At 71.7% G+C, this 20,742-nt stretch carries 18 protein-coding genes; 7 read left to right on the top strand and 11 right to left on the bottom strand.

Annotation, left to right across the window (positions count from 1 at the left end; all coding sequences use genetic code 11):
• The 3 genes from ACFWP3_RS38315 to ACFWP3_RS38305 all read left to right on the top strand — a co-directional run.
• The coding region (locus ACFWP3_RS38315) for a TIM barrel protein (protein WP_384230744.1) at positions 1-516 on the top strand (516 nt) is incomplete at its 5' end.
• A 75-nt stretch (positions 517-591) separates the two neighbouring features.
• Positions 592-1,482, top strand: coding sequence for a 2-hydroxy-3-oxopropionate reductase (locus tag ACFWP3_RS38310; protein WP_384230742.1), 891 nt, complete (start codon positions 592-594; stop codon positions 1,480-1,482).
• 216 nt (positions 1,483-1,698) lie between these two features.
• Positions 1,699-3,156, top strand: coding sequence for a catalase (locus ACFWP3_RS38305; RefSeq protein WP_384230748.1), 1,458 nt, complete (start codon positions 1,699-1,701; stop codon positions 3,154-3,156).
• Between the two features lie 461 nt (positions 3,157-3,617).
• Here ACFWP3_RS38305 and ACFWP3_RS38300 read toward each other — a convergent pair whose 3' ends face one another.
• The 7 genes from ACFWP3_RS38300 to ACFWP3_RS38270 are packed head-to-tail and all read right to left on the bottom strand — an operon-like array spanning position 3,618 to position 10,791.
• On the bottom strand, positions 3,618-4,373 hold the full coding sequence (locus ACFWP3_RS38300) for an ABC transporter ATP-binding protein (RefSeq protein ID WP_384230739.1): 756 nt from the start codon (positions 4,371-4,373) through the stop codon (positions 3,618-3,620).
• On the bottom strand, positions 4,370-5,332 hold the full coding sequence (locus tag ACFWP3_RS38295) for an ABC transporter ATP-binding protein (RefSeq protein ID WP_384230747.1): 963 nt from the start codon (positions 5,330-5,332) through the stop codon (positions 4,370-4,372). The genes ACFWP3_RS38300 and ACFWP3_RS38295 overlap by 4 nt, the downstream gene beginning before the upstream one ends.
• A 32-nt stretch (positions 5,333-5,364) precedes the next feature.
• Positions 5,365-6,225 carry an ABC transporter permease gene (locus ACFWP3_RS38290; protein WP_384230737.1) on the bottom strand — a complete coding sequence of 287 codons (861 nt, stop codon included), beginning with the start codon at positions 6,223-6,225 and terminating at the stop codon, positions 5,365-5,367.
• The gene (locus ACFWP3_RS38285) at positions 6,222-7,196 is read right to left on the bottom strand and encodes an ABC transporter permease (protein ID WP_384230735.1); all 975 of its coding nucleotides are present in this window, start codon (positions 7,194-7,196) and stop codon (positions 6,222-6,224) included. The genes ACFWP3_RS38290 and ACFWP3_RS38285 overlap by 4 nt, the downstream gene beginning before the upstream one ends.
• On the bottom strand, positions 7,193-8,824 hold the full coding sequence (locus ACFWP3_RS38280) for an ABC transporter substrate-binding protein (RefSeq protein ID WP_384230733.1): 1,632 nt from the start codon (positions 8,822-8,824) through the stop codon (positions 7,193-7,195). The genes ACFWP3_RS38285 and ACFWP3_RS38280 overlap by 4 nt, the downstream gene beginning before the upstream one ends.
• Before the next feature lie 9 nt (positions 8,825-8,833).
• A complete protein-coding gene (locus ACFWP3_RS38275; protein ID WP_384230731.1) occupies positions 8,834-9,772 on the bottom strand; it encodes a nitrilase-related carbon-nitrogen hydrolase in 939 nt (312 codons plus the stop codon).
• Positions 9,769-10,791, bottom strand: coding sequence for an agmatine/peptidylarginine deiminase (locus tag ACFWP3_RS38270; RefSeq protein WP_384230728.1), 1,023 nt, complete (start codon positions 10,789-10,791; stop codon positions 9,769-9,771). The genes ACFWP3_RS38275 and ACFWP3_RS38270 overlap by 4 nt, the downstream gene beginning before the upstream one ends.
• 150 nt (positions 10,792-10,941) lie before the next feature.
• On the opposite strand from ACFWP3_RS38270, the gene ACFWP3_RS38265 reads away from it, so the two are divergent.
• On the top strand, positions 10,942-11,520 hold the full coding sequence (locus ACFWP3_RS38265; RefSeq protein WP_384230727.1) for a TetR/AcrR family transcriptional regulator: 579 nt from the start codon (positions 10,942-10,944) through the stop codon (positions 11,518-11,520).
• A gap of 159 nt (positions 11,521-11,679) precedes the next feature.
• Here the strand turns inward: ACFWP3_RS38265 and gcl are convergent, their stop codons facing one another.
• On the bottom strand, positions 11,680-13,467 hold the full coding sequence (gene gcl / locus ACFWP3_RS38260; RefSeq protein WP_384230724.1) for a glyoxylate carboligase: 1,788 nt from the start codon (positions 13,465-13,467) through the stop codon (positions 11,680-11,682).
• 234 nt (positions 13,468-13,701) lie between these two features.
• Between gcl and ACFWP3_RS38255 the strand changes: the two genes are divergently transcribed.
• Both ACFWP3_RS38255 and ACFWP3_RS38250 read left to right on the top strand, forming a co-directional pair.
• The gene (locus ACFWP3_RS38255; RefSeq protein ID WP_384230722.1) at positions 13,702-14,736 is read left to right on the top strand and encodes a hypothetical protein; all 1,035 of its coding nucleotides are present in this window, start codon (positions 13,702-13,704) and stop codon (positions 14,734-14,736) included.
• Positions 14,737-14,815: 79 nt separating this feature from the next.
• On the top strand, positions 14,816-15,304 hold the full coding sequence (locus tag ACFWP3_RS38250) for a glutathione peroxidase (protein WP_384230719.1): 489 nt from the start codon (positions 14,816-14,818) through the stop codon (positions 15,302-15,304).
• A gap of 88 nt (positions 15,305-15,392) precedes the next feature.
• On the opposite strand, the gene ACFWP3_RS38245 is transcribed toward ACFWP3_RS38250, so the two are convergent.
• Positions 15,393-17,159, bottom strand: a complete 1,767-nt coding sequence (locus ACFWP3_RS38245) for an AMP-binding protein (protein WP_384230718.1) — start codon at positions 17,157-17,159, stop codon at positions 15,393-15,395.
• A 45-nt stretch (positions 17,160-17,204) separates the two neighbouring features.
• Positions 17,205-18,332, bottom strand: coding sequence for a winged helix DNA-binding domain-containing protein (locus ACFWP3_RS38240; protein ID WP_384230716.1), 1,128 nt, complete (start codon positions 18,330-18,332; stop codon positions 17,205-17,207).
• Between the two features lie 207 nt (positions 18,333-18,539).
• On the opposite strand from ACFWP3_RS38240, the gene ACFWP3_RS38235 reads away from it, so the two are divergent.
• Entirely contained in the window at positions 18,540-19,709 is a 1,170-nt protein-coding gene (locus ACFWP3_RS38235; protein ID WP_384230714.1) for a magnesium and cobalt transport protein CorA, read from the top strand.
• A gap of 306 nt (positions 19,710-20,015) precedes the next feature.
• Here the strand turns inward: ACFWP3_RS38235 and ACFWP3_RS38230 are convergent, their stop codons facing one another.
• Positions 20,016-20,570 carry a flavoprotein gene (locus ACFWP3_RS38230; RefSeq protein ID WP_384230712.1) on the bottom strand — a complete coding sequence of 185 codons (555 nt, stop codon included), beginning with the start codon at positions 20,568-20,570 and terminating at the stop codon, positions 20,016-20,018.
• Positions 20,571-20,742: the final 172 nt, after the last annotated feature.

Here is a 20,742-nt window from a genome sequence, read left to right as displayed (position 1 = left end):
GTGCTGGAGGAGCCCCCGGCGGCCGCCGTGCCGTCGGGCGCCGCGGCCCCCCCCCCCCGGGGGCGCCCCGGCGCCCCCGGGGCCGCGGGCGCCGGGGGCGCGGCCGCCCGCCCCCCCGACCGCGTCGGCGCGATCCTCCTGATCGAGACCCTCAACAAGCCCGAGTCGCCGCTCTACCCCCTGGTGAGCGCCCCGGCCGGCATCGAGGTGGTCGACAAGGTCAACGAGGCCACCGGCCTCGGGAACGCCAAGTTCCTGCTCGACCTGTACCACCTGGCGATGAACGACGAGGACCTCTCCGAGGTCATCGAAAAGTACGCCGCCAAGACCGGGCACGTCCAGATCGCCGACAAGCCCGGCCGAGGTGCCCCCGGCACCGGCGAGCTGCCCCTCGAGGAGCTGCTCGACCAGCTGAAGAAGGCCGGATACGAGGGCTACGTAGGCCTGGAGTACAAGGCCGCCGACGCCGCCGCCTCCTTCGCCTGGCTGCCCGCCGAGGCCCGCGCCGCCCAGTAGGCGGACGAAGTCCGGGCGATCAGCCAGGCACCACACGCACTTTTCGTACAAAGCATTAAGAGAAGGATCCTCGTCATGAGCAACCTCCCCAAGATTGCCTGGATCGGCCTCGGAATCATGGGCTCCCCCATGGCCGAGAACCTCCTGAAGGCCGGCTACTCGGTCACCGGTTTCACCCTGGAGCAGGACAAGCTGGACCGCCTGGCCGCCGCCGGCGGTGCCGCGGCCGGCTCGATCGCCGAGGCCGTCAAGGACGCCGACGTCATCATCACGATGGTGCCCGCCTCCCCGCAGGTCGAGGCCATCTCCTACGGTGAGAACGGCATCCTCGAGAACGCCAAGTCCGGCGCCCTGATCGTGGACATGTCCTCGATCACCCCGCAGACCTCGATCGACCTGGCGAAGAACGCCGCCGAGAAGGGCATCCGCGTCCTGGACGCCCCGGTGTCCGGCGGCGAGGCCGGCGCCATCGAAGCCGTCCTGTCGATCATGGTGGGTGGCGAGCAGGCCGACTTCGACGCGGCCCTCCCGATCCTCGAGGCGCTGGGCAAGACCATCGTCCTGTGCGGTCCGCACGGCTCCGGCCAGACGGTGAAGGCCGCCAACCAGCTCATCGTCGCGGTGAACATCCAGGCGTGCGCCGAGGCCGTCGTCTTCCTCGAGAAGTCCGGCGTGAACCTCCAGGCCGCCCTGGACGTCCTGGGCGGCGGTCTGGCCGGCTCCACGGTCCTGACCCGCAAGAAGGACAACTTCCTGAACCGCGACTTCAAGCCCGGTTTCCGGATCGACCTGCACCACAAGGACATGGGCATCGTCACCGACGCCGCCCGCAACGTCGGTGCCGCCCTCCCGGTCGGCGCGGTCGTCGCCCAGCTGGTCGCCTCGCTGCGCGCCCAGGGTGACGGCGGCCTGGACCACTCGGCCCTGCTCCGCGCCGTCGAGCGTCTCTCCGGCGCCGAGATCTAAGCGGCCGAGCACCCTCCCCCCTTCACCGGGGGCCTGAGTTTCCGGATGGCGCCGGTGCTGACACCTGTCCTGTCGCGCCCAAGTGCCGGCGCCGTCCGGATCACCTCCCTTCAACTTCGTTCAACAAACTGTTGACGTTTAGTTCTCGCCGAAATTAGGCTGTTCCGCATGACGGAAGACGCTTTCCGTCAGCAGTTACCCGTACGGAAGGTCACCATGTCGAAGCGCACGCTGACGACCGAGTCCGGCGCCCCGGTCGCCGACAATCAGAACTCCGCCACCGCCGGCGTCGGTGGCCCGCTCCTGGTCCAGGACCAGCAGCTGCTCGAGAAGCTTGCCCGCTTCAACCGGGAGCGCATCCCGGAGCGCGTGGTGCACGCCCGCGGCTCGGCCGCGTACGGCTACTTCGAGGTGACCGACGACGTCACCGCGTACACCAGCGCCGCGTTCCTGAACACGGTCGGCAAGAAGACCGAGACCTTCCTGCGCTTCTCCACCGTCGCCGACTCGCTGGGCGGCGCGGACGCGGTCCGCGACCCGCGCGGCTTCGCGCTCAAGTTCTACACCGAAGAGGGCAACTACGACCTCGTCGGCAACAACACCCCGGTGTTCTTCATCAAGGACCCGATCAAGTTCCCCGACTTCATCCACTCCCAGAAGCGCGACCCCTTCACGGGCAAGCAGGAGCCGGACAACGTCTGGGACTTCTGGGCGCACGCCCCCGAGGCGACGCACCAGATCACCTGGCTGATGGGTGACCGCGGCATCCCGGCGTCCTACCGCCACATGAACGGCTACGGCTCCCACACGTACCAGTGGACCAACGCCCAGGGCGAGGCCTTCTTCGTCAAGTACCACTTCAAGACGAACCAGGGCATCCGCTGCCTGTCGGGCGAGCAGGCCGCCGAGATCGTCGGCTCGGACGCGAACTCGCACCAGACCGACCTGCTCCAGGCCATCGAGCGCGGTGTGAACCCCTCGTGGACCCTGTACGTGCAGATCATGCCCGCCGCCGAGGCCGCGGACTACCGCTTCAACCCGTTCGACCTCACCAAGGTGTGGCCGCACAGCGACTACCCGCTGCAGCGCGTGGGCCGCCTGGTCCTCGACCGCAACCCGGACAACGTCTTCGCCGAGGTCGAGCAGTCCGCCTTCTCCCCGAACAACTTCGTCCCGGGCATCACCGCCTCGCCGGACAAGATGCTCCAGGGCCGCCTCTTCGCATACGCCGACGCCCAGCGCTACCGCCTCGGTGTGAACCACACCCTGCTGCCGGTGAACGCCCCCAAGGCGACGAAGGCCGACAACTACGGCCGCGACGGCGTCATGGCGCTGCGCAACGGCTCGCGCCACGACAAGAACTACGAGCCCAACTCGTACCAGGGTCCGGCCGAGACCGGTCTGGCGCTCGGCGCCCCGAAGGCCGTCTCCGGCTACACGGGCACCCACGAGGCCCCGGCCCACACCAAGGACGACGACTTCTTCCAGGCCGGTGAGCTCTACCGCCTGATGTCGGAGGCCGAGAAGCAGCGTCTGGTGGCGAACATCGCCGGCGGCCTGTCGCAGGTCACCCTCGAGGACGTCATCGAGAAGAACCTGGCTCACTTCCACGCCGCCGACGCCGACTACGGCAAGCGCGTCGAGGAGGCCGTCCGCGCCCTGCGCGACGCCTGAGCCACACAGCTGTACCGGGGGCCTGACGGGAGGTCAGGCCCCGGGTGCTGAGCCCGACCCGCGGACCCGGATGAGGGGTGGTACGCGGCGAGGGCAGGACGAGGACCGTGGCGAGCGTGCGAGCCAGTGCGGTGGTAATGGGTTCCGAGGCCCGTCTCTTGACCTGAGGGAGACGAAGCCGGAGTTCTCGTCGCCCGCACGCCACGGTCCCAGCCACTCCTCTCCCGTACGGGGGCTGCGCACAGAGCCCCCTGCACGGGACGAACGAGGAGCCTCCTACTCCGCCCGGCGGTGCGAACGTCCTGTCGCGCCAGCCTCGCTCCGTCGGGCGGTAACCAACCAGAGCGCCGAGTCACGGACGGTCCCGTGACTCGGCGCTTTGCCGTTCCCGCGCGGTGCCGTTCCAGCGCGGTGCCGTTCCCGTGCGGTGCCGTTCCCGCGCGCCGTCGGGCTGCCGGCGCTCACCGCCTGCGCGGTACGGAGTCCAGCAGCAGCCGGGTGTACTCGTGCCGCGGGGCCGCGAGCACCGAGCCGGTCGGGCCCGTCTCCACCACACGGCCCGCCCGCATCACGACGAGCTCGTCCGTCACCGCCCGTACGACGCCCAGGTCGTGGGTGATGAAGAGGTACGCCACCTCCGTGGCCGCCCGGATCTCGGCCAGCAGGTTGAGGATCTGGGCCTGCACCGAGACGTCCAGCGCCGCCACCGCCTCGTCCAGCACCAGGACGGCCGGCTCCACGGCCAGGGCCCGGGCGATGGCCACGCGCTGGCGCTGGCCGCCGGAGAGCTCGCGCGGCCGGGCCGCCGCCTCCCGCTCCCCCAGGCCCACCTGGTCCAGCAGTTCACGGACCCGCGGGCGCGGATCCCGGCCGGGGAAGTGCAGCCTCAGGGTCTCCCGGAGCACCTCGCCCGCCGTGACCCTGGGGTCCAGCGAGAGCAGCGGGTCCTGGAAGACCAGCTGGACCTCCCGGGCCCGGCGCAGGCGCGCCGCCCGGCCCTTCGCGGCCGGCTCGCGCACCCGGCCCCGTACGAGGACCTCGCCCGCGTCGGCGCGCTCCAGGCCCGTCACGATCCGGGCCGTGGTGGTCTTGCCCGAACCGGACCCGCCGACGATGCCCAGCGCCCCGCCCGCCGGGACGCTGAAGGACACGTCGTCCACCGCGCTCAGATCCTCGTACGCACGGCAGAGTCCGCGCACTTCGAGTACCTCGGTCATGACGGCAGCTCCGCGTGGTGACAGGCCACGCCCGCGCGCGGAGCCGGGAGCTCCCGGCCGCACAGGTCGGTGGCGCGGGGGCATCGGGGGGCGAAGGCGCAGCCGGTGACGGCGGTGCGCAGGTCCGGTGGGCGGCCCGGGAGGGCGGGCAGCGGGCCGGGCGGGGAGTCGAGGCGGGGGGTCGCTTCGAGCAGCGCCCGCGTATAGGGGTGCCGAGGGTTCTCGAAGACGGCGGCGGCCGGGCCGGTTTCGACGATCCGGCCCGCGTACATGACGTACACCCGGTCGCTGATGGCCGCGGCGAGTTCCAGGTCGTGGGTGACGAAGAGCAGCCCGCAGCCCTCGCGTGCGCGCAGGCGGGCGAGCAGGGTCACGATCTCGGCCTGGGTGACGGTGTCGAGGGCGGTGGTGGGTTCGTCGGCGAGCAGGAGCCGCGGGCCCGGCAGCAGGGCGGCGGCGATCATGACGCGTTGCAGCATCCCTCCGGAGAGCTCGTGGGGGTACTGGCGCAGGACACGGGCCGGGAGGCCCACCGCGTCGAGGAGCCCGGGCAGGGCTTCGGCGCGCGCGGTGCCGCGTACGGTCTCGGTGAGGAAGTCGCCGAGCCTGCGCAGGGGGTTCATCGCCGACCGGGGGTCCTGGAAGATCATCGAGACGGTGCTGGAGCGGAGGGCGCGCAGCCGGTCGGCGCGCAGGGCCAGGACGTCCTGTCCGGTCACCCTGACCGTGCCGGAGACCTCCGCGCCGGCCGGCAGCAGGCCGAGCGCCGCCCGGGAGGTCAGGGACTTGCCGGAGCCTGACTCGCCGACGAGGGCGACGGTCTCGCCTGACCGGACCCTCAGGTTCACTCCGGCGAGGACGGGCCGGGCGTGGCCGGGCAGGGCGAGCCGGAGGTCCACCGCCTCCAGTACGGGGTCGTGCACCGGGTCGTGCACGGGCTCAGGCTCGGGGGCTTTCACGTGGTCGTTCACGTGGTCGTTCACCGGGGCGTTCACGTGGTTCTCCCTGCGACCCGGTCGGCGAGGCGCTCCCCGACGACGTTGAAGGCCACGACGGTGAGGATCACCGCGAGGCAGGGGGCGAGCGCGGAGAGCGGGGCCCCTTCGAGGATGGCGGCCTGGCCGTCGTTGATCATGGCTCCCCAGTCGGGGGTGAGGGGCGGCACGCCGAGGCCGAGGAAGGACAGGGCGGCCAGGTCGAGCAGGGCGTAGCCGAAGGTGACGGTGGCCTGCGCGAGGACCACGGGGGCGATGTTCGGGATCAGGTGGCGTAGGCAGATCCACGGGCCGGAGAAGCCCTGCACCCGGTAGGCGGCCAGGTACGGCTTGCCCGTCTCGGCCAGGGCGAGGCTGCGTGCGAGCCGGCTGACGAAGGGGGTGTAGGCGAGGGAGAGCGCGATGACGGGGGCGATCAGCCCGCGGCCGTAGAGGGAGACGAGCAGCATCGCGAGGAGCAGGCCGGGGAAGGCGAGCAGGAGTTCGGTGCTGCGGGAGAGCAGGGTGTCGAGCGCGCCGCCGCGCCAGGCGGCGGCGACCCCGATCACCACGCCGAGCACGGTGGACAGGGCGACGACGCACAGCGGGCCGAGGAGGGAGGTGCGGGCTCCGGCGATCAGCCGCGAGAGGGTGTCGCGGCCGCCGATGTCCCCGCCGAGGAGCAGGTCGGGCGAGGGGTTCGCCAGGGAGACGCCGAAGTCGACGGCGTTGGGGTCGTGCGGGGCGAGCCAGGGCGCGAAGAGGGCGACCAGGACGACGAGGCCGGCGAAGGCGAGGCTCGCGCGGTGCAGCCAGGAGCCCTGGGTGCGCGGTCTCTTGCGGGCCTCGGCGGCCGGCCGGAGCAGGAGGGCGGTCATGTGGTGCTCCTCGCGCCGAGGCGGACCCGGGGGTCGATGAGGGGGTGGACCAGGTCGACGGCGAGGTTGACCAGGACGAAGAGGGCGATGGTCAGCAGGGAGATGGCCTGGACGACGGGGAAGTCCTTCACGGTCACGGACTTCGCGAGGAACTCGCCGAGCCCGCCGAGGCCGAAGGCGGACTCCACGAGGATCGTGCAGACCATCAGCCCGGACAGGGTGAGCCCGGCCTGGGTGAGGACGGGGCTGAGCGCGCCGCGCAGCACGTGGCGGCGGACGAGGGTGCGCTCGGGGACGCCCCGGCTTCGGGCGACGGTCACGTGGTCGAGGGCGAACTGCTCCAGCAGGGCCGCCCGGGTCACCCGGGCGAGGACGCCGATGAAGGGCAGCGCGAGCGCGACGGAGGGCAGGGCGAGGTGGTGGAGGGTGTCGAGGAAGCCGTCGCCGCTGCCGAGCACGGGGAACCAGCCGAGCCGTACCGAGAACAGCGACAGCAGCAGGATCGCGGCGATGAAGGACGGGGTGGCGACGGCGGCCGAGGTGGCGACGAGGACGGCCTGGTCGGTGCGGCCGCCGCGGACGGCGCCCAGCAGGCCGAGCAGCAGTCCCCCGACGAGCACCAGGAAGGCTGATATTCCGATCAGGGCGAGGGTGACGGGGACGCGTGCGGCGACGAGGTCCAGGACGTCGCTGCGGTACTGGACGGAGGTGCCGAGGTCGCCGGTGACGGCTCCGGCCAGCCATGTGACGTGCTGGACGAGGAAGGGGTCGTCGAGGTGGTACTGCTCGCGGATCGCGGCCAGCGCCTGGGGGTTGGCCCCGCGGCCGCCGAGCAGGAAGGTCTCGGGGCGGCCGGGGGCGAGGCGGACGGAGGCGTATACGAGGAAGGAGGCGGCGAGCAGGGTGGCGAGGAGTTCGCCGAACCGTCTGAGCAGGAAGCGGATCACGCCGGAGGCGCCGGTGCCGGTCACGGTGCCCCCACTTCGGCCGCCCAGGGGGCGTACATGTACGAGATGGTCGTCGGGGCCCCGGTGATGCGCCGGCCCAGGTAGACGCTGCCGGGGTATTCGGCGACCGGCAGGCACAGGGCCTCGTCGGCGGCCAGCCGGGCGAGCCCAGCGGTGAGCAGGGCGCGCTTGGCCGGGTCGTACTCGGCGGTCGCCTCGTCGGCGAGGGCGTCGTAGGCGGGTGAGCTGTAGCCCGCGTAGTTCTCGAACTGGCCGGTGCGGAAGTTGCCGTACATGCTCAGCGGGTCGGTGACCGACAGGTAGTAGGTGTAGGGGAAGAGGTCGAACCCCTTGCGGGCCTCGGGGTCGGAGAACAGTGCGGTGAAGGCGTCGGGGGCGACCGTGCGGATCTCGACGTCGAGGCCGATGCGGCGGCCGGCGTCCTGCACGGCGGTGGCGAGGAGGGCGACGTCGGGGCCGAGCGGGCTGGAGGCGACGGTGACCTTGCGGCCGCGGGCGCCCGCTTCGTCGATCAGGCGTCTGGCCCGGTCCAGGTCCCGCTGTACGGGGGGAAGGGCGGCGAGCCGGTCGGCGACCTGCTCCGGCGGGGCGCCGCGCCAGGTCTCCTTGACGACGAGGGAGCTGGTGGGGGTGGCGGCTCCGCGCATGGCGCCCTTGGCGAAGCCCTCGCGGTCGAGGGCGAGCATCAGTGCGCGGCGTACGCGGACGTCGGCGAGGGTGCCGCCGAGGTCGGCGACGGCGAGGTTGACGGTGGTGAGGCTCTCGCCGGAGTAGAGGCGGCCGTTGTCGGCGGCGCGCAGGCGGGACATGGACTCCGGGGGGACCGCGAAGGAGCCGTCGACCTCGCCGGTGAGCAGGGCGTTGGTGCGGGCGGCGGAGTCGGGGAGGAAGGCGAAGGTGACGTGGCCGGCCTTGGCGCGCTTGCCCCAGTAGCCGTCGAAGCGGTCCAGGCGCAGGGAGGCACCCTGTTCCCACTCCCCCAGCCGGAAGGGGCCGGTGCAGTCGAGGCCGCCGTCGGCGGTGCCGAAGGCCTTGCCCTGTTCCTCCATGGTGGCGGCCCGGGCCACGGTGCCCGCGGAGTTGGCCATGGCCTGGGGGAACAGCGCGTCGGCGGTGGTGAGGCGGACGGTGATCTGGAGCGGGCCGGTCTTCTCCACGGACGCGACGTTGCGGAAGTCCTCGACCCAGTACGAGCCGAGCTCGGGGTCGAGGTGGCGGTTCAGGCTGGCGACGGCGTCGTCGGCGGTGAGCGTGGCGCCACTGTGGAAGCGCACGTCGGGGCGCAGGTCGTAGACCCAGGTGGTGGGGTCGGTCTGGGTGGCCTTCTCGGCGAGCCCGGGTTCGAGGGTGAGCTGCGGGGTCCACCGCATGAGGGATTCGCAGACGTTGGAGAGGACGGTGTTCTGCGGGTAGTCGAAGGCGTAGAGGTAGTCGAGGACGGGCGGTTCGGCGTACAGGGCCCAGGTGAACCCGTCGATGTCACCGCGGGCGGGGGGTGTCGCGGCGGAGAGGTGGAGGGCGGCGGGGCCGGGGCCGCCGGCCGGGGCCGCGCAGCCCGCGCCCGTGAGCATCAGGGCGAGGGCCGCGGCGGCCGGGCCGGCCAGGCGGCGGCTGCGGGAGGGGATCGGCATGCACGCTCCCTACGGGGTGAGGGGTTCGGTGAGCTGCCCGTACAGCTCGGGGCGACGGGTCTGCAGCAGGCCGAACTCCAGCCAGTCGCGGCGCTGGTCGAGGTCGAGGTCGGCGACGAGGACGGCGGGCCGGTCGCGGGGGGCCCGGAGCATGACTCGCCCGTAGGGGTCGGAGATGAAGGAGGAGCCGTAGAAGGTGGAGCCGCCCTCGGTGCCGACGCGGTTGGGCACGATCATGAAGAGCGCGTTGGCGAGGCCGTTCGCGGAGATGGCGTGCTCCCACATGGGGCGGGTGTCGAAGTCCGGCAGGTCCACCTCGGAGCCGATGGCGGTGGGGTGGACGAGGATCTCGGCGCCGTGCAGGGCGTAGGCGCGGGCGAGTTCGGGGAACCACTCGTCCCAGCAGGTGGGGAAGCCGAAGTGGACGCCCTGGTGGGCGACGACCGGGAATCCGCTGTCGCCGGGCCGGAAGCACAGGTCCTCGCGGTAGCCGGGGAAGGCGGGGATGTGGTTCTTGCGGGTGCGGGCGATCAGCTTGCCGTCGGGGTCCACGCAGACGGCCGTGTTGTAGCCGAGGCCGCCGTCCTCGGCGCGCTCGTAGAGCGAGGCGTGCACGGTGATGCCGAGGCCGGTGGCGAGCTCGGCGGCCAGCCGGACGGTGGGGCCGTCCTCCAGGTCCTCGAGGTGGCGGGCGGCGCCGTGTGCCATGGGGTCGTCGGTGGTGCAGAAGTACGGGCTGCGGGTCAGTTCGGGGAGGCAGACCATCGTGGCGCCTTCGCCGGCGGCCAGGGCGACGCCCTTGCGCAGCCGGTCGTCATGCTCGTTCCCGTCGGCGTACCAGCGCATCTGGACCAGCCCGACGCGCAGCGGGGGCCGTTCGGCGGGCTCGGTGCGGGCCGGGGAGCCGAGCGGGGAGCCGTAGGAGGTGAGCAGTTCGTACGAGGTCACGCGCGGGCCGCCTTCGGAAGCTGCTGGGTGATGCAGTGGATCCCGCCGCCGCCGTACGCGAGGACCGGGGTGGGTACGCCGACGACCTTGCGGCCGGGGAGGGCGGCGGCGAGGACGGCGAGGGCCTCGGCGTCGCTGGTGGAATCGGGGTCGCCGCCGACGGGGACGACGCAACCGCCGTTGGGGAGGTAGAAGTTGAGGTAGCCGACCTCGACGGGGGTGCCCGCGACCTCGCCGTGGGTGGTCTGCGGGAGCGGGACGATCTCCAGGGCGCGGCCCTTGGCGTCGGTGGAGGCCTCCAGGACGGCGAGGTTGGCGCGCATCCGGGCGTGGTCGGGGTGGGCGGGGTCGTCGGGGAGGGAGACGACGACCTTGGCGGGGCCGACGTAGGCGGCGACTCCGTCGACGTGGCCGTCGGTCTCGGTGTCCTCCAGGCCGCCGTAGGGCAGCCAGATGACCTTCTCGACGCCGAGGCGGCGCTTGAGCTCGTCCTCGATCCCGGCGCGGTCCATGCGCGGGTTCCGGTTGGGGTGCAGCAGGCACTGCTCGGTGGTGATGAGGGTGCCTTCGCCGTCGACGGTGATCGCGCCGCCTTCGAGGATCATCGAGGAGTGGACCCGGGGGGTGCCGAGCCGGTCCAGGAGGAGGCCGGCGAGCTTGTCGTCGGCGGTCCAGGGGTAGTGCTTCTCGCCCCAGGCGTTGAAGCGGAAGTCGACGCCGACGCGGTCGCCGTTCTCGTCGTGGGCGAAGATCGGGCCCGAGTCGCGCACCCAGGAGTCGTCGGCGGGCAGCTCGATGACCTCGATGCCGGCGTCGGCTCCGCAGGCCTCGGCGGCCTCCGCGGCCCGGCCGGGCGCGGCGATCATGATGACGGGCTCGAAGTCGGCGATGGCCCGGGCGACGGCCGCGTACTCGCGTTTGGCCGCCTCGAAGGCCGGCCCCCACAGTTCGGCGCGGGTCGGCCAGACCATCAGACAGGCGTCGTGCTCGGTCCACTCGGCGGGCATGATCGGACTCACTTGGTGCTCCCTGGTTGCTGGCGATCCTGACTGAAAATTCAGTCAGGATCGCAGAGACTGAAAATCAAGTCAGGATCTCGGATGGGAGCTATCGTGGGACCTGACTGAAAGCTCAGTCAAGGGGTATCCGACCGAAAGGTGCGAGCAAGAGTGGCCGACCGGCAGTCGTTGATCTTGGAAGCAGCCGTACGCGTGATCGCCCGCAGTGGCGTCAGAGGGCTGCGCGTCGAGGAGCTCGCCACCGAGGCGGGCGTATCCACCGCGCTGATCTACTACCACTTCAAGGACCGGGCCGGCCTGGTCCAGCGCACCCTGGCCTTCATCAGCGACCGCGCCACCGGCTACACCGACGAGGCCCTGAAGGACACCGAGGACGCCCGCGCGGCCCTGCTCCAGCTGCTGCTGAGCGAGCTCCAGGACATGCCCCGGGTCCGCGAGAACAGCACCGCCTGGGGCGAGTTGCGGGCCAGCGCCATCTTCGACGCCGACCTGCGCGAACCCCTGGCCGAGTCCACCCATTCCTGGTCACAGGACACCGCGGACGCCATCTCGGACGCCCAGGCGGCCGGCCTCGCCGACCTGCGCGTCGAGCCCCTGGACGCCGCCGAGCGGCTCACCGCCCTGGTCGAAGGGCTCAGCGAGCGCTGGCTGAGCGGCTCCCTCACCCTGGAGCGCGCCCGCGAGCTGCTGACCGGCGCGGTGGACGCGGAGCTCGGGCCGCGCCCGTAGGACACCTCGGCCGCGGGGTGCCGGCGGCATCGGCGCGTCGGCGACGCCGCCGATGCCGCCGACGCGTCGGCCGGCAGGGGCCGCCTCCCCCGGATACGGAACGACCCCCGCCCCTCCTGACGGAGGGACGGGGGTCGCCGCGTACTGCTGACGTACCGATCAGACCTTGAGGGCCTTGATCGCGGTCGGGGCGTGGCCCGGCTCGGTCGCGAGCTCTTCGAACTCGGTGACGTCGCTCATGTCGACCGTCTTGCTCATCGAGATGTTGGTGACGCGCTCCAGGATGGCCTCGACGACGACCGGGACCTGGAACTCCTGGGCCAGCTTCTTGGCCTGCTCGAAGGCGGCGCCCAGCTCGTTCGGGTCGGTGACGCGGATGGCCTTGACACCCAGGCCCTCGGCGACCTTGACGTGGTCGACGCCGTAGACGCCCAGCTCCGGGGTGTTGATGTTCTCGAACTCGAGGTTGACCTCGAAGTTGATGCCCAGGCCGCCCTGCGCCTGACGGATCAGACCCAGGTAGGCGTTGTTCACGAGGACGTGGACGTAGGGGACCTTGTGCTGCGCGGCGACCGCGAGCTCCTCGATCATGAACTGGAAGTCGTAGTCGCCGGAGAGGGCGACGATCGGGGTGTCGGGGTCCGCGGTGGCGGCACCGATCGCGGCCGGGATGGTCCAGCCGAGCGGGCCGGCCTGGCCGCAGTTGATCCAGTGGCGCGGCTTGAAGACGTGCAGCATCTGCGCGCCGGCGATCTGGGAGAGGCCGATGGTGGTGACGTAACGCGTCTCCGGGCCGAAGGCCTTGTTCATCTCCTCGTAGACGCGCTGCGGCTTCATCGGGATGTTGTCGAAGTGCGTGCGGCGCTGGAGGGTGGCCTTGCGCTCCTGGCCCGAAGCGGCCCAGGCGGAGAAGTCCGGGAGCTTGCCCTCGGCCTTGAGCTCCTTGGCGACCTCGATGAAGAGCTCCAGGGCGGCCTTGGCGTCGGAGGCGATGCCGAAGTCCGGCGCGAAGATCTTGCCGATCTGGGTGGGCTCGATGTCGACGTGGACGAACTTGCGGTCGCCGAGGTACGCGTCGAGGTTGTAGCCGGTGTGACGGTTGGCCCAGCGGTTGCCGATGCCGAGGACGAAGTCCGACTCCAGGAAGGTCGCGTTGCCGTAGCGGTGCGAGGTCTGGACGCCGACCATGCCCGCGCTCAGCTCGTGGTCGTCGGGGATGACGCCCCAGCCCATCAGCGTGGAGATGACCGGGACGCCGGTCAGCTCGGCGAACTCGACCAGCAGGTCGGAGGCGTCGGCGTTGATGATGCCGCCACCGGCGACGATCAGCGGGCGCTCGGACTCCAGCAGGAACTGGATCGCCTTGACGGCCTGCGCGCGGGACGCCTGCGGCTTGTAGACCGGCAGCGGCTGGTAGGTCTCCGGGTCGAACTCGATCTCGGTCAGCTGGACGTCGATCGGGAGGTCGATCAGGACCGGGCCCGGACGGCCGGAGCGCATCAGGTGGAAGGCCTCCTGGAACACGCCGGGAACCTGCGCGGCCTCCAGGACGGTCGTGGCCTTCTTGGTGACCGGCTTGGCGATCGAGGCGATGTCGACGGCCTGGAAGTCCTCCTTGTGGAGCTTCGAGACCGGCGCCTGACCGGTGATGCACAGGATCGGGATCGAGTCCGCGATCGCCGAGTACAGGCCGGTGATCATGTCGGTGCCGGCGGGGCCGGACGTACCGATGCACACACCGATGTTGCCCGCCTTGGCACGCGTGTAGCCCTCGGCCATGTGGGACGCGCCCTCGACGTGGCGGGCCAGCGTGTGGTTGATGCCGCCCACGTTCTTGAGCTCGCGGTAGAACGGGTTGATCGCAGCGCCGGGCACGCCGAAGGCTTGCGAAACGCCCTCGAGCTTGAGGATCTCCACTGCAGCGGCGGCGGCTGTCATACGGGGCATCGAGTTCTCCTGCGGGTCCGACGGTCAGGCTTTTCCGTAATCCGGAAGTTTTGTTCTGCTATACGGAACAAGCTAAGCGGCGGCTTCCCCGACGTCAAGGCGGTAGCGGACCCGGATGGCACCAAAAGCCGCATCGCGCTCGGCGACTTGCACAAATGGCGGGTGTTGTCGCCCCGACCGTCGCGCGTGGTGGAGCATGGACCTACGCACAGCGACGGAGGGGGTCCAGGTCTCATGGCGGAAGCGGTACCGGTGCGCTGCCCGGCGTGCCTGCGCGAGAACGGCTACACCGTCCCGGTCTACCCCTGTGCCTGCGGGAGCCCGGTCCATCCCCCGCTGGACCTCTCCGTGCCGCCGGACCCGCTGACCCATCGGACCTGGTCGGAGGGCTGGGTGGCGGTGCGCTGCGCGTCCTGCGGGCGGGAGAGCGAGTGGCCGCAGCCCGAGGTGGGGTGCGCGTCCTGCGGCACGGTGGTGCGGATCGCGGTGCACCCCGTACATCCGGAGCCCGCGGCGAACCCGTCCGGGACGCGGCCCGGCGGCGGCTCGCGCGGGGACCAGGGGGCCGGCCAGAACCCACGGCCCGGTTCGCGGGCGGGCGGCAGGCCCGGCGAAACGACGGGCGGAACGACGGACGGGACGCCGGACGGGACGCCGGACGGGACGCCGGACGGGAGGACGGGCGGGAGGACGGGCGGGACGCCCGGTGCGGCGGCCGCTGACGGTTCCGCTGCGGGATCCGCCTCGGGATCCGATCGAGCGTCTGGTTCGAAGGCCGGTCCGCGCTCGGGCTCGGGCTCCGATCAGCGGTCCGGGGACCGCCGTGAAGGGCCGCGCGACCCGTCCGCGGCGGAGCCGCCGGCGGCGGCCACGCCGGTGCCGCGCCCCGCGTTCCGGCCGGTCACCATCCGTACGACCCGCGACGCGGTGGCCACCGCCGCGCTGTACCTGCGCTGGCTCGGCTTCCAGGACGTGCGCCAGCCCGACGGCCGCCCGATCCCCTCCGCGGCCGTGGACCTGCGGGCCCCGGGGCTGGTGGCACAGGTGGATCCGACCACCGCACCGGCCGGGCTGCGGGCGGTGGAATGCGTCTGGCTGAACGGACTCACGGCGTCCGCGACCAGCGTCTACTTCTCCCTCGCCGGGTACACGGAGGACGCCCGCACCCGCGCGGACGATCTGGGCATACCCCTGTTCGTCATGGACCTCACGGGCATGCCCCAGCCGGTCAACGACCCGGCGGACGCACTGGTCGGCACGGGCGCCTAGCGCGGCGCCCGGCCCGGCCGGGCGCGGCGGGCATCACCTACGCTCGGAGGCGTTATCCGCTTCCTGCCAGGAGAGCCCGATGAGCCTGTACGACATCCCGCTGACCACCCTGTCCGACGAGCCCACCAGCCTCGGCGCCCACAAGGGCAAGGCGATCCTGCTGGTGAACACCGCCTCGCAGTGCGGGCTCACCCCGCAGTACTCGGGCCTCGCCCGGCTGCAGTTCAAGTACGAGGAGAAGGGTTTCACCGTCATCGGCGTGCCCTGCAACCAGTTCGGCGAGCAGGAGCCCGGCAACGCCGAGGACATCCAGACCTTCTGCGCGGCCGGCTTCGGGGTCACCTTCCCGATGCTGGAGAAGTCCGAGGTCAACGGCGAGCACCGGCACCCCCTCTACCAGGAGCTGGTGAAGACCCCGGACGCCGAGGGCGAGGCGGGGGACATTCAGTGGAACTTCGAGAAGTTTCTGATCTCCCCCGCCGGCGAGGTCGTGGCGCGCTTCCGCCCGCGCACCGAGCCCGAGTCCCCCGAGGTCATCGCCGCGATCGAGGCGCACCTGCCCGCCTGAGGCCCACGAAGCCGGCGGGTGCCGTCGCCGGCGGTCCTTCGCCATCGGTCCTTCGCCATCGGCGGCTCCGGTCGCCCTCGCGCGCCCGTCAGTCGAGGTCGGCCTCGTCGTACTCCCCCGGCGCGCCGGCCGCGGTGAGCTCCCGCAGCTCCACCCGGCGGATCTTGCCGGACACGGTCTTGGGGAGCTCGCCGAACTCGATGCGGCGGATCCGCTTGTACGGGGACAGCACCGCGCGGGAGTGCTCGAACAGGGCCCGGGCCGTCTCCGGCCCGGGCTCCCAGCCCGCGGCGAGGGTGACGTACGCCTTCGGCACGGCGAGCCGCAGCGCGTCCGGGGCGGGGACGACGGCCGCCTCGGCGACGGCCTCGTGCTCCAGCAGCGCGCTCTCCAGCTCGAACGGGCTGATCTTGTAGTCCGAGGCCTTGAAGACGTCGTCGGAGCGCCCGACGTACGTGAGGTAGCCGTCGGCGTCGCGCGAGGCGATGTCGCCCGTGCGGTAGAGCCCGTCCGCCATGGCCTCGGCGGTGCGCTCCGGGTCGTCGCGGTAGCCGGTGGTGACGCCGGCGGGCTTGACCCGCAGGTCCACGCAGAGCTCGCCCTCGTCGGGGGACTCCTTGCCGGTGACCGGGTCCAGCAGGACGATCTCGTAGCCGGGCGCGGGACGGCCCATGGAGCCGGGTTTGACGGGCACGCCGGGGAAGTTGCCGACCTGGAGGGTGGTCTCGGTCTGGCCGAACCCGTCCCGGATGGTGACGCCCCAGGCCTGGCGGACCTTCTCGATGACCTCCGGGTTGAGCGGCTCGCCCGCGGCGACGGCCTCGCGCGGCGGGTTGGCGAGCCGGGTGAGGTCGGACTGGATGAGCATCCGCCACACGGTGGGCGGTGCGCAGAAGGTGGTCACGCCGTGCCGGTCCATCTCGTCCATCAGCCGCTCGGCGTCGAAGCGGGTGTAGTTGTGGACGAAGACGGTGGCCCCGGCGTTCCAGGGGGCGAAGAGGTTGGACCAGGCGTGCTTGGCCCAGCCGGGCGAGGCGATGTTGAGATGGACGTCGCCGGGGCGCAGCCCGAGCCAGTACATGGTGGAGAGGTGCCCGATGGGGTACGAGGCGTGCGTGTGCTCCACGAGCTTGGGGCGGTCCGTGGTGCCGGAGGTGAAGTACAGCATCAGCGGGTCGGTGGCGAGGGTCTCGCCGTCGGGCGTGAAGGCGCCCGGGGCGGCGTATGCGGCGTCGTCCATGCCGGCGAGCCGGCGCCAGCCTGCGGGGACCTCGGGTCCGGCGGCGATCCGGGTGTAGGTGCCGGGGACGTCCTCGAACTTGCCGGTGTCCGCGGCCCGCGCGATGACGTGCCGTACCTGGCCGCGCTCGATGCGGTCGCGCAGGTCGGCCGCGCCGAGCAGCGGGGTGGCGGGGATGACGACGGCGCGCAGTTTCATCGCGCCGAGCATGACCTCCCACAGCTCGCGCTGGTTGCCGAGCATGACGAGGACCCGGTCGCCGGCCGCGACGCCCTGCTCGCGCAGCCAGGCGGCGGCCGCGTCGGACCGTACGGACAGCTCCTGGAAGGAGAGGGCGCGGCTGCTGCCGTCCTCCTCGACGATGCGCAGGGCGTCGGCGGTGTTCCCGGCGGCGATGTGGTCGAACCAGTCCAGCGCCCAGTTGAACCGGTGGGGGCGGGGCCAGCTGAATCCGGCGCGGGCGCCGTCGTAGTCGCCGCGGCGCTCCAGCAGGAAGTCCCGCGCGGCCAGGAACTGGGCGGTTGCGGTGCTCTCGGTGTGCGGGCCGCTCTCGGTGTTCGGGCTGCTCTCGGTGTTCGGGCTGCTCTCGGTGTTCGGGCTGCTCTCGGTCGTCATGCCAGGCATCGTGCCGCGTGGGGTGCGCGGACCACCAGCGGCGCGTCAGCCGTGGATTGACGCGAAGCGTACGGAACCGCGAACCGAATCCTCGGTGCCGTCGCTGCCGTGGACTCCGCCCATCACGGCGAGCATCTCCTCCCCCTCGGCGACGATCTCCTCCTTCCGCTCCGCCGACATCTCCTCGAAGAGCTGCACGGTGAGGGTGTTCCCGTCCTGCTTCCAGAGACCGGCGAGGAAGCCGTCGACGAGCAGGGTGCAGTGCGACTGGTTGCCCGTCCAGGTGCGGCCCTTGATCTCGGGGGCGACCACGCGGGTGCGGTCGGCGTGCGAGAGGAGCAGATTGTCGAATTCGGGGAGGAAGCGGGGCGGGGCCGGGGTGTCCGCGTCGGGGCGGGGCGCGTCGGGCAGGTCGAAGAGCTCGACGCCGTTCCCGTCCCGGAAGACGGCCAGGCCGGGGCGCAGCCGTTCGAAGGCCTCGCGCAGCCGGGTCAGGCCGGCCCACACCTGCATGTCCTTCACGGAGGCGGGGCCGAAGGCGGCGAGGTAGCGCAGGACGACGTCGTCCACGGGCTGCGCCGCACCGGCGGTCCGCCCGAGCCAGTTCTCGACGGTGGTCAGCCGGACCTGGCCGCTGCGCCCCCACACGCCCCGCGGAGTGACCTGGACCAGCGGGAGCCGGCAGCGGGCGGCGACGGAGAGGGACTGCGGGTCGGCCGCGGGCCATTCCTTGAGCAGTTCTTCGCGGAGCTCGGCCATGGTGCGCGGTTCGGTGTCGACGAAGGCGCGGGCGAGCTCGGCCAGCCGGTCCAGGTCCACTCCGGCGAGTCCCTTGCGGAAGTAGTTCACCTCGCGGTCGCGGGCGGGCTGGACCAGGGGCCGCAGGGTCAGGGCGTCGTCGGCGGTGTGCGTGTGGATGGTCGACCGCATGGTGACCATCCGGACCACCTGCCGGGACTCCATCAGCCCGGCCAGCCCGGCGGGACGGAAGCCGGCGAGGCGGGCGTGGAGCTGGAAGTAGGGCGGCTTCACGTTCTGCGCCTGCAGCCCGAGGAGGTGCCCGACGGCGTCCCGCGCGGACATCTCGGCGCGGCTCAGCAGGAGCTGTCGGGCGAGCGTGGCGCGGTTGAGGGCGCGGTTGTCGAGCACGGGATGCGATGTCCTGGAGGCCATGACAGCAAACTAGCCCCCCTTGCGGACACCTACTGTCCGCAACTCCTCACCCCCTGCGCCCGGCGCGGCGGGGGTGCGCGCCCGGCTCGGCGGGGGCCCGCGTCGGGACTGCGGGCGGCAAACACCCACGATCGCCCCCTGTTCCAGATCGCCCGTATATCCTGCACCTTGCCCGTAAACAGACGTTCGACCGGGAGCAGACCTGCGATGTCGGAGCGCCCAGACCGCCGCCCCTCGCCTCCGCCCGCCGGAAAGCGCGCGGGATGGCGTCGCCCCGCTTCCCCGCCCGCCACTCCCCCGGCGGGACCCCCGGCCGCCCCCCAGCCGGCGCCGTCCGCCGCCGCGCCCCCGAACCACCGCAGCGTGATCGACTCGGCCGTCTACCGCGACGGCCGCCGCATCGCCTCCCCCGCCACCCTGGCGGAGACCTTCCGGCAGCTGCGCGAAGAGCCCGACGGGATGGCCTGGATCGGCCTGCACCGCCCGACCGAACCCGAACTCCACTCCCTGGCCGCCGAGTTCAACCTCCACGAACTGGCCGTGGAGGACGCCCTGGAAGCCCACCAGCGCCCCAAGCTGGAACGCTACGGCGACACCCTCTTCGTGGTCCTGCGCGCGGCGCGCTACCTCGACGCCCAGGAGGAGGTGGACTTCGGCGAGCTCCACATCTTCGTCGGCCCCGACTTCCTGATCACGGTCCGGCACGGCGGCGCCCCGGACCTCTCCACGGTCCGCCACCGCATGGAGCAGACCCCGGAACTCCTCTCCCTGGGCCCCGAGGCCGCCCTGTACGCCATCCTCGACGCGGTGGTCGACGGCTACGCCCCGGTCGTCGAGGGCGTCCAGACGGACATCGACGAGATCGAGACGGAGGTCTTCCGCGGCGACCCGGCGGTCTCCCGCCGCATCTACGAACTCTCCCGCGAAATGGTCGAGTTCCAGCGCGCCACCCGCCCCCTGGTCGGCATGCTCCACGGCCTGATGGCGGGCTTCGCGAAGTACGGCACGGACGAGGAACTCCAGCGCTACCTCCGCGACGTGGCCGACCACGTCACGCACACCAGCGAACGCGTAGACGGCTTCCGCCAGGCCCTGACGGAAATCCTGACGGTCAACGCCACCTTGGTCTCCCAACAACAAAACGCCGAAATGCGAGCCCTGGCGGAGGCCGGCTTCGAACAGAACGAGGAGATCAAGAAGATCTCCTCATGGGCGGCCATCCTCTTCGCCCCGACCCTGGTAGGCACGATCTACGGCATGAACTTCGAGGACATGCCGGAGCTGAGGTGGGCAGGCGGCTACCCCTTCGCGATCCTGCTGATGGCGGTGGTCTGCGTGAGCCTGTACGTCATCTTCAAGAAGCGCGACTGGCTGTAGACGGCAGGCAAGAGCCTCTGATCTAGTTCGCTACAGCGAACACTTCCGAGGGGCCGATCGGGGGCCCTGGGGAGAATCTGGGGAGAATGCGCAGTGCCAAGGAGCGAGCCGCGCCCCTCCCGCCTGGTGCTCCACGCGTTCCGTGCGCTTCAGCTTGGGTCGGACAGCCGCCGTTGACCGTCACCGAGAGTGCCGGCGAAGGGGCCGTAGGCGATGCCCCGGGTAACGGCCGGACCTCCCGGTCACCGGTCGCAGGCGTTCCCGATGCGCAAGTCCGGCAGGCCTTACCCACTGGCAGTCGCAGGATCAGTGGTGGGCGGCCCCTGCCGCCAGCAACGGAGCCAGGAGGTCGACAGCTTCCTCCCAGTGGAAGCGGTCGGCACCGCCGCCGGACTTCGGGCGGTGAGGCTCGTAGCTGCCGACCAGAACACCCATCTCGCGCAGCTCTGCAAGGCTCCGCTGGTACGCACGGTGGGCCGCGAGGGCGGTGTTCACGTACGGCAGGACGGCGGTGGGGATGCCCATGCCCGCAGCCTCGCAGAGGATGCCGAGGGCGAGGTTGTCCGCGAATCCGGCCGCCCACTTGTTGACCGTGTTGAAGGTGGCCGGAGCTACGGCGATCGCATCGGCGGGTGGGAAGGACCGTGCGTCCCCGGGCGCGCGCCAGGCGGAGCGGACGGGGTAACCGGTCCGCTCCTCGACCGCGGCGACATCGAGAAAGGGAAGCCCCTGCGGGGTGGCGACGACGCCGACGTCCCAGCTCCGCCCGTGCGCGGCGTCGATCAGCTTGCCGACGTCGCCCGCGATCCCGGCCGCGCAGACGACGACGTACAGGAAGGGCTTGCGCTGCGGCTCGGTCACGCGGGTACTCCCAGTCGGCGGCAGAAGTGGTGGAGCTCTGGCAGCGTACGCCGACGGTCCCGGGCTTCACTCGCCAAGGAGTCTCAATGACGAAGTCAAGCCGCTTGCGTGACCGGTGGGGCGGAGGTGAAGACCCGTCCGTCACGCAGCAGCGCCCACAGAACGCTTGCTC

This window comes from Streptomyces sp. NPDC058525, from assembly GCF_042719495.1.
Lineage (GTDB): Bacteria > Actinomycetota > Actinomycetes > Streptomycetales > Streptomycetaceae > Streptomyces.
The sequence above is the reverse complement of the archived record's forward strand: the minus strand, read 5'-3'. Positions and strand labels throughout refer to the sequence as shown.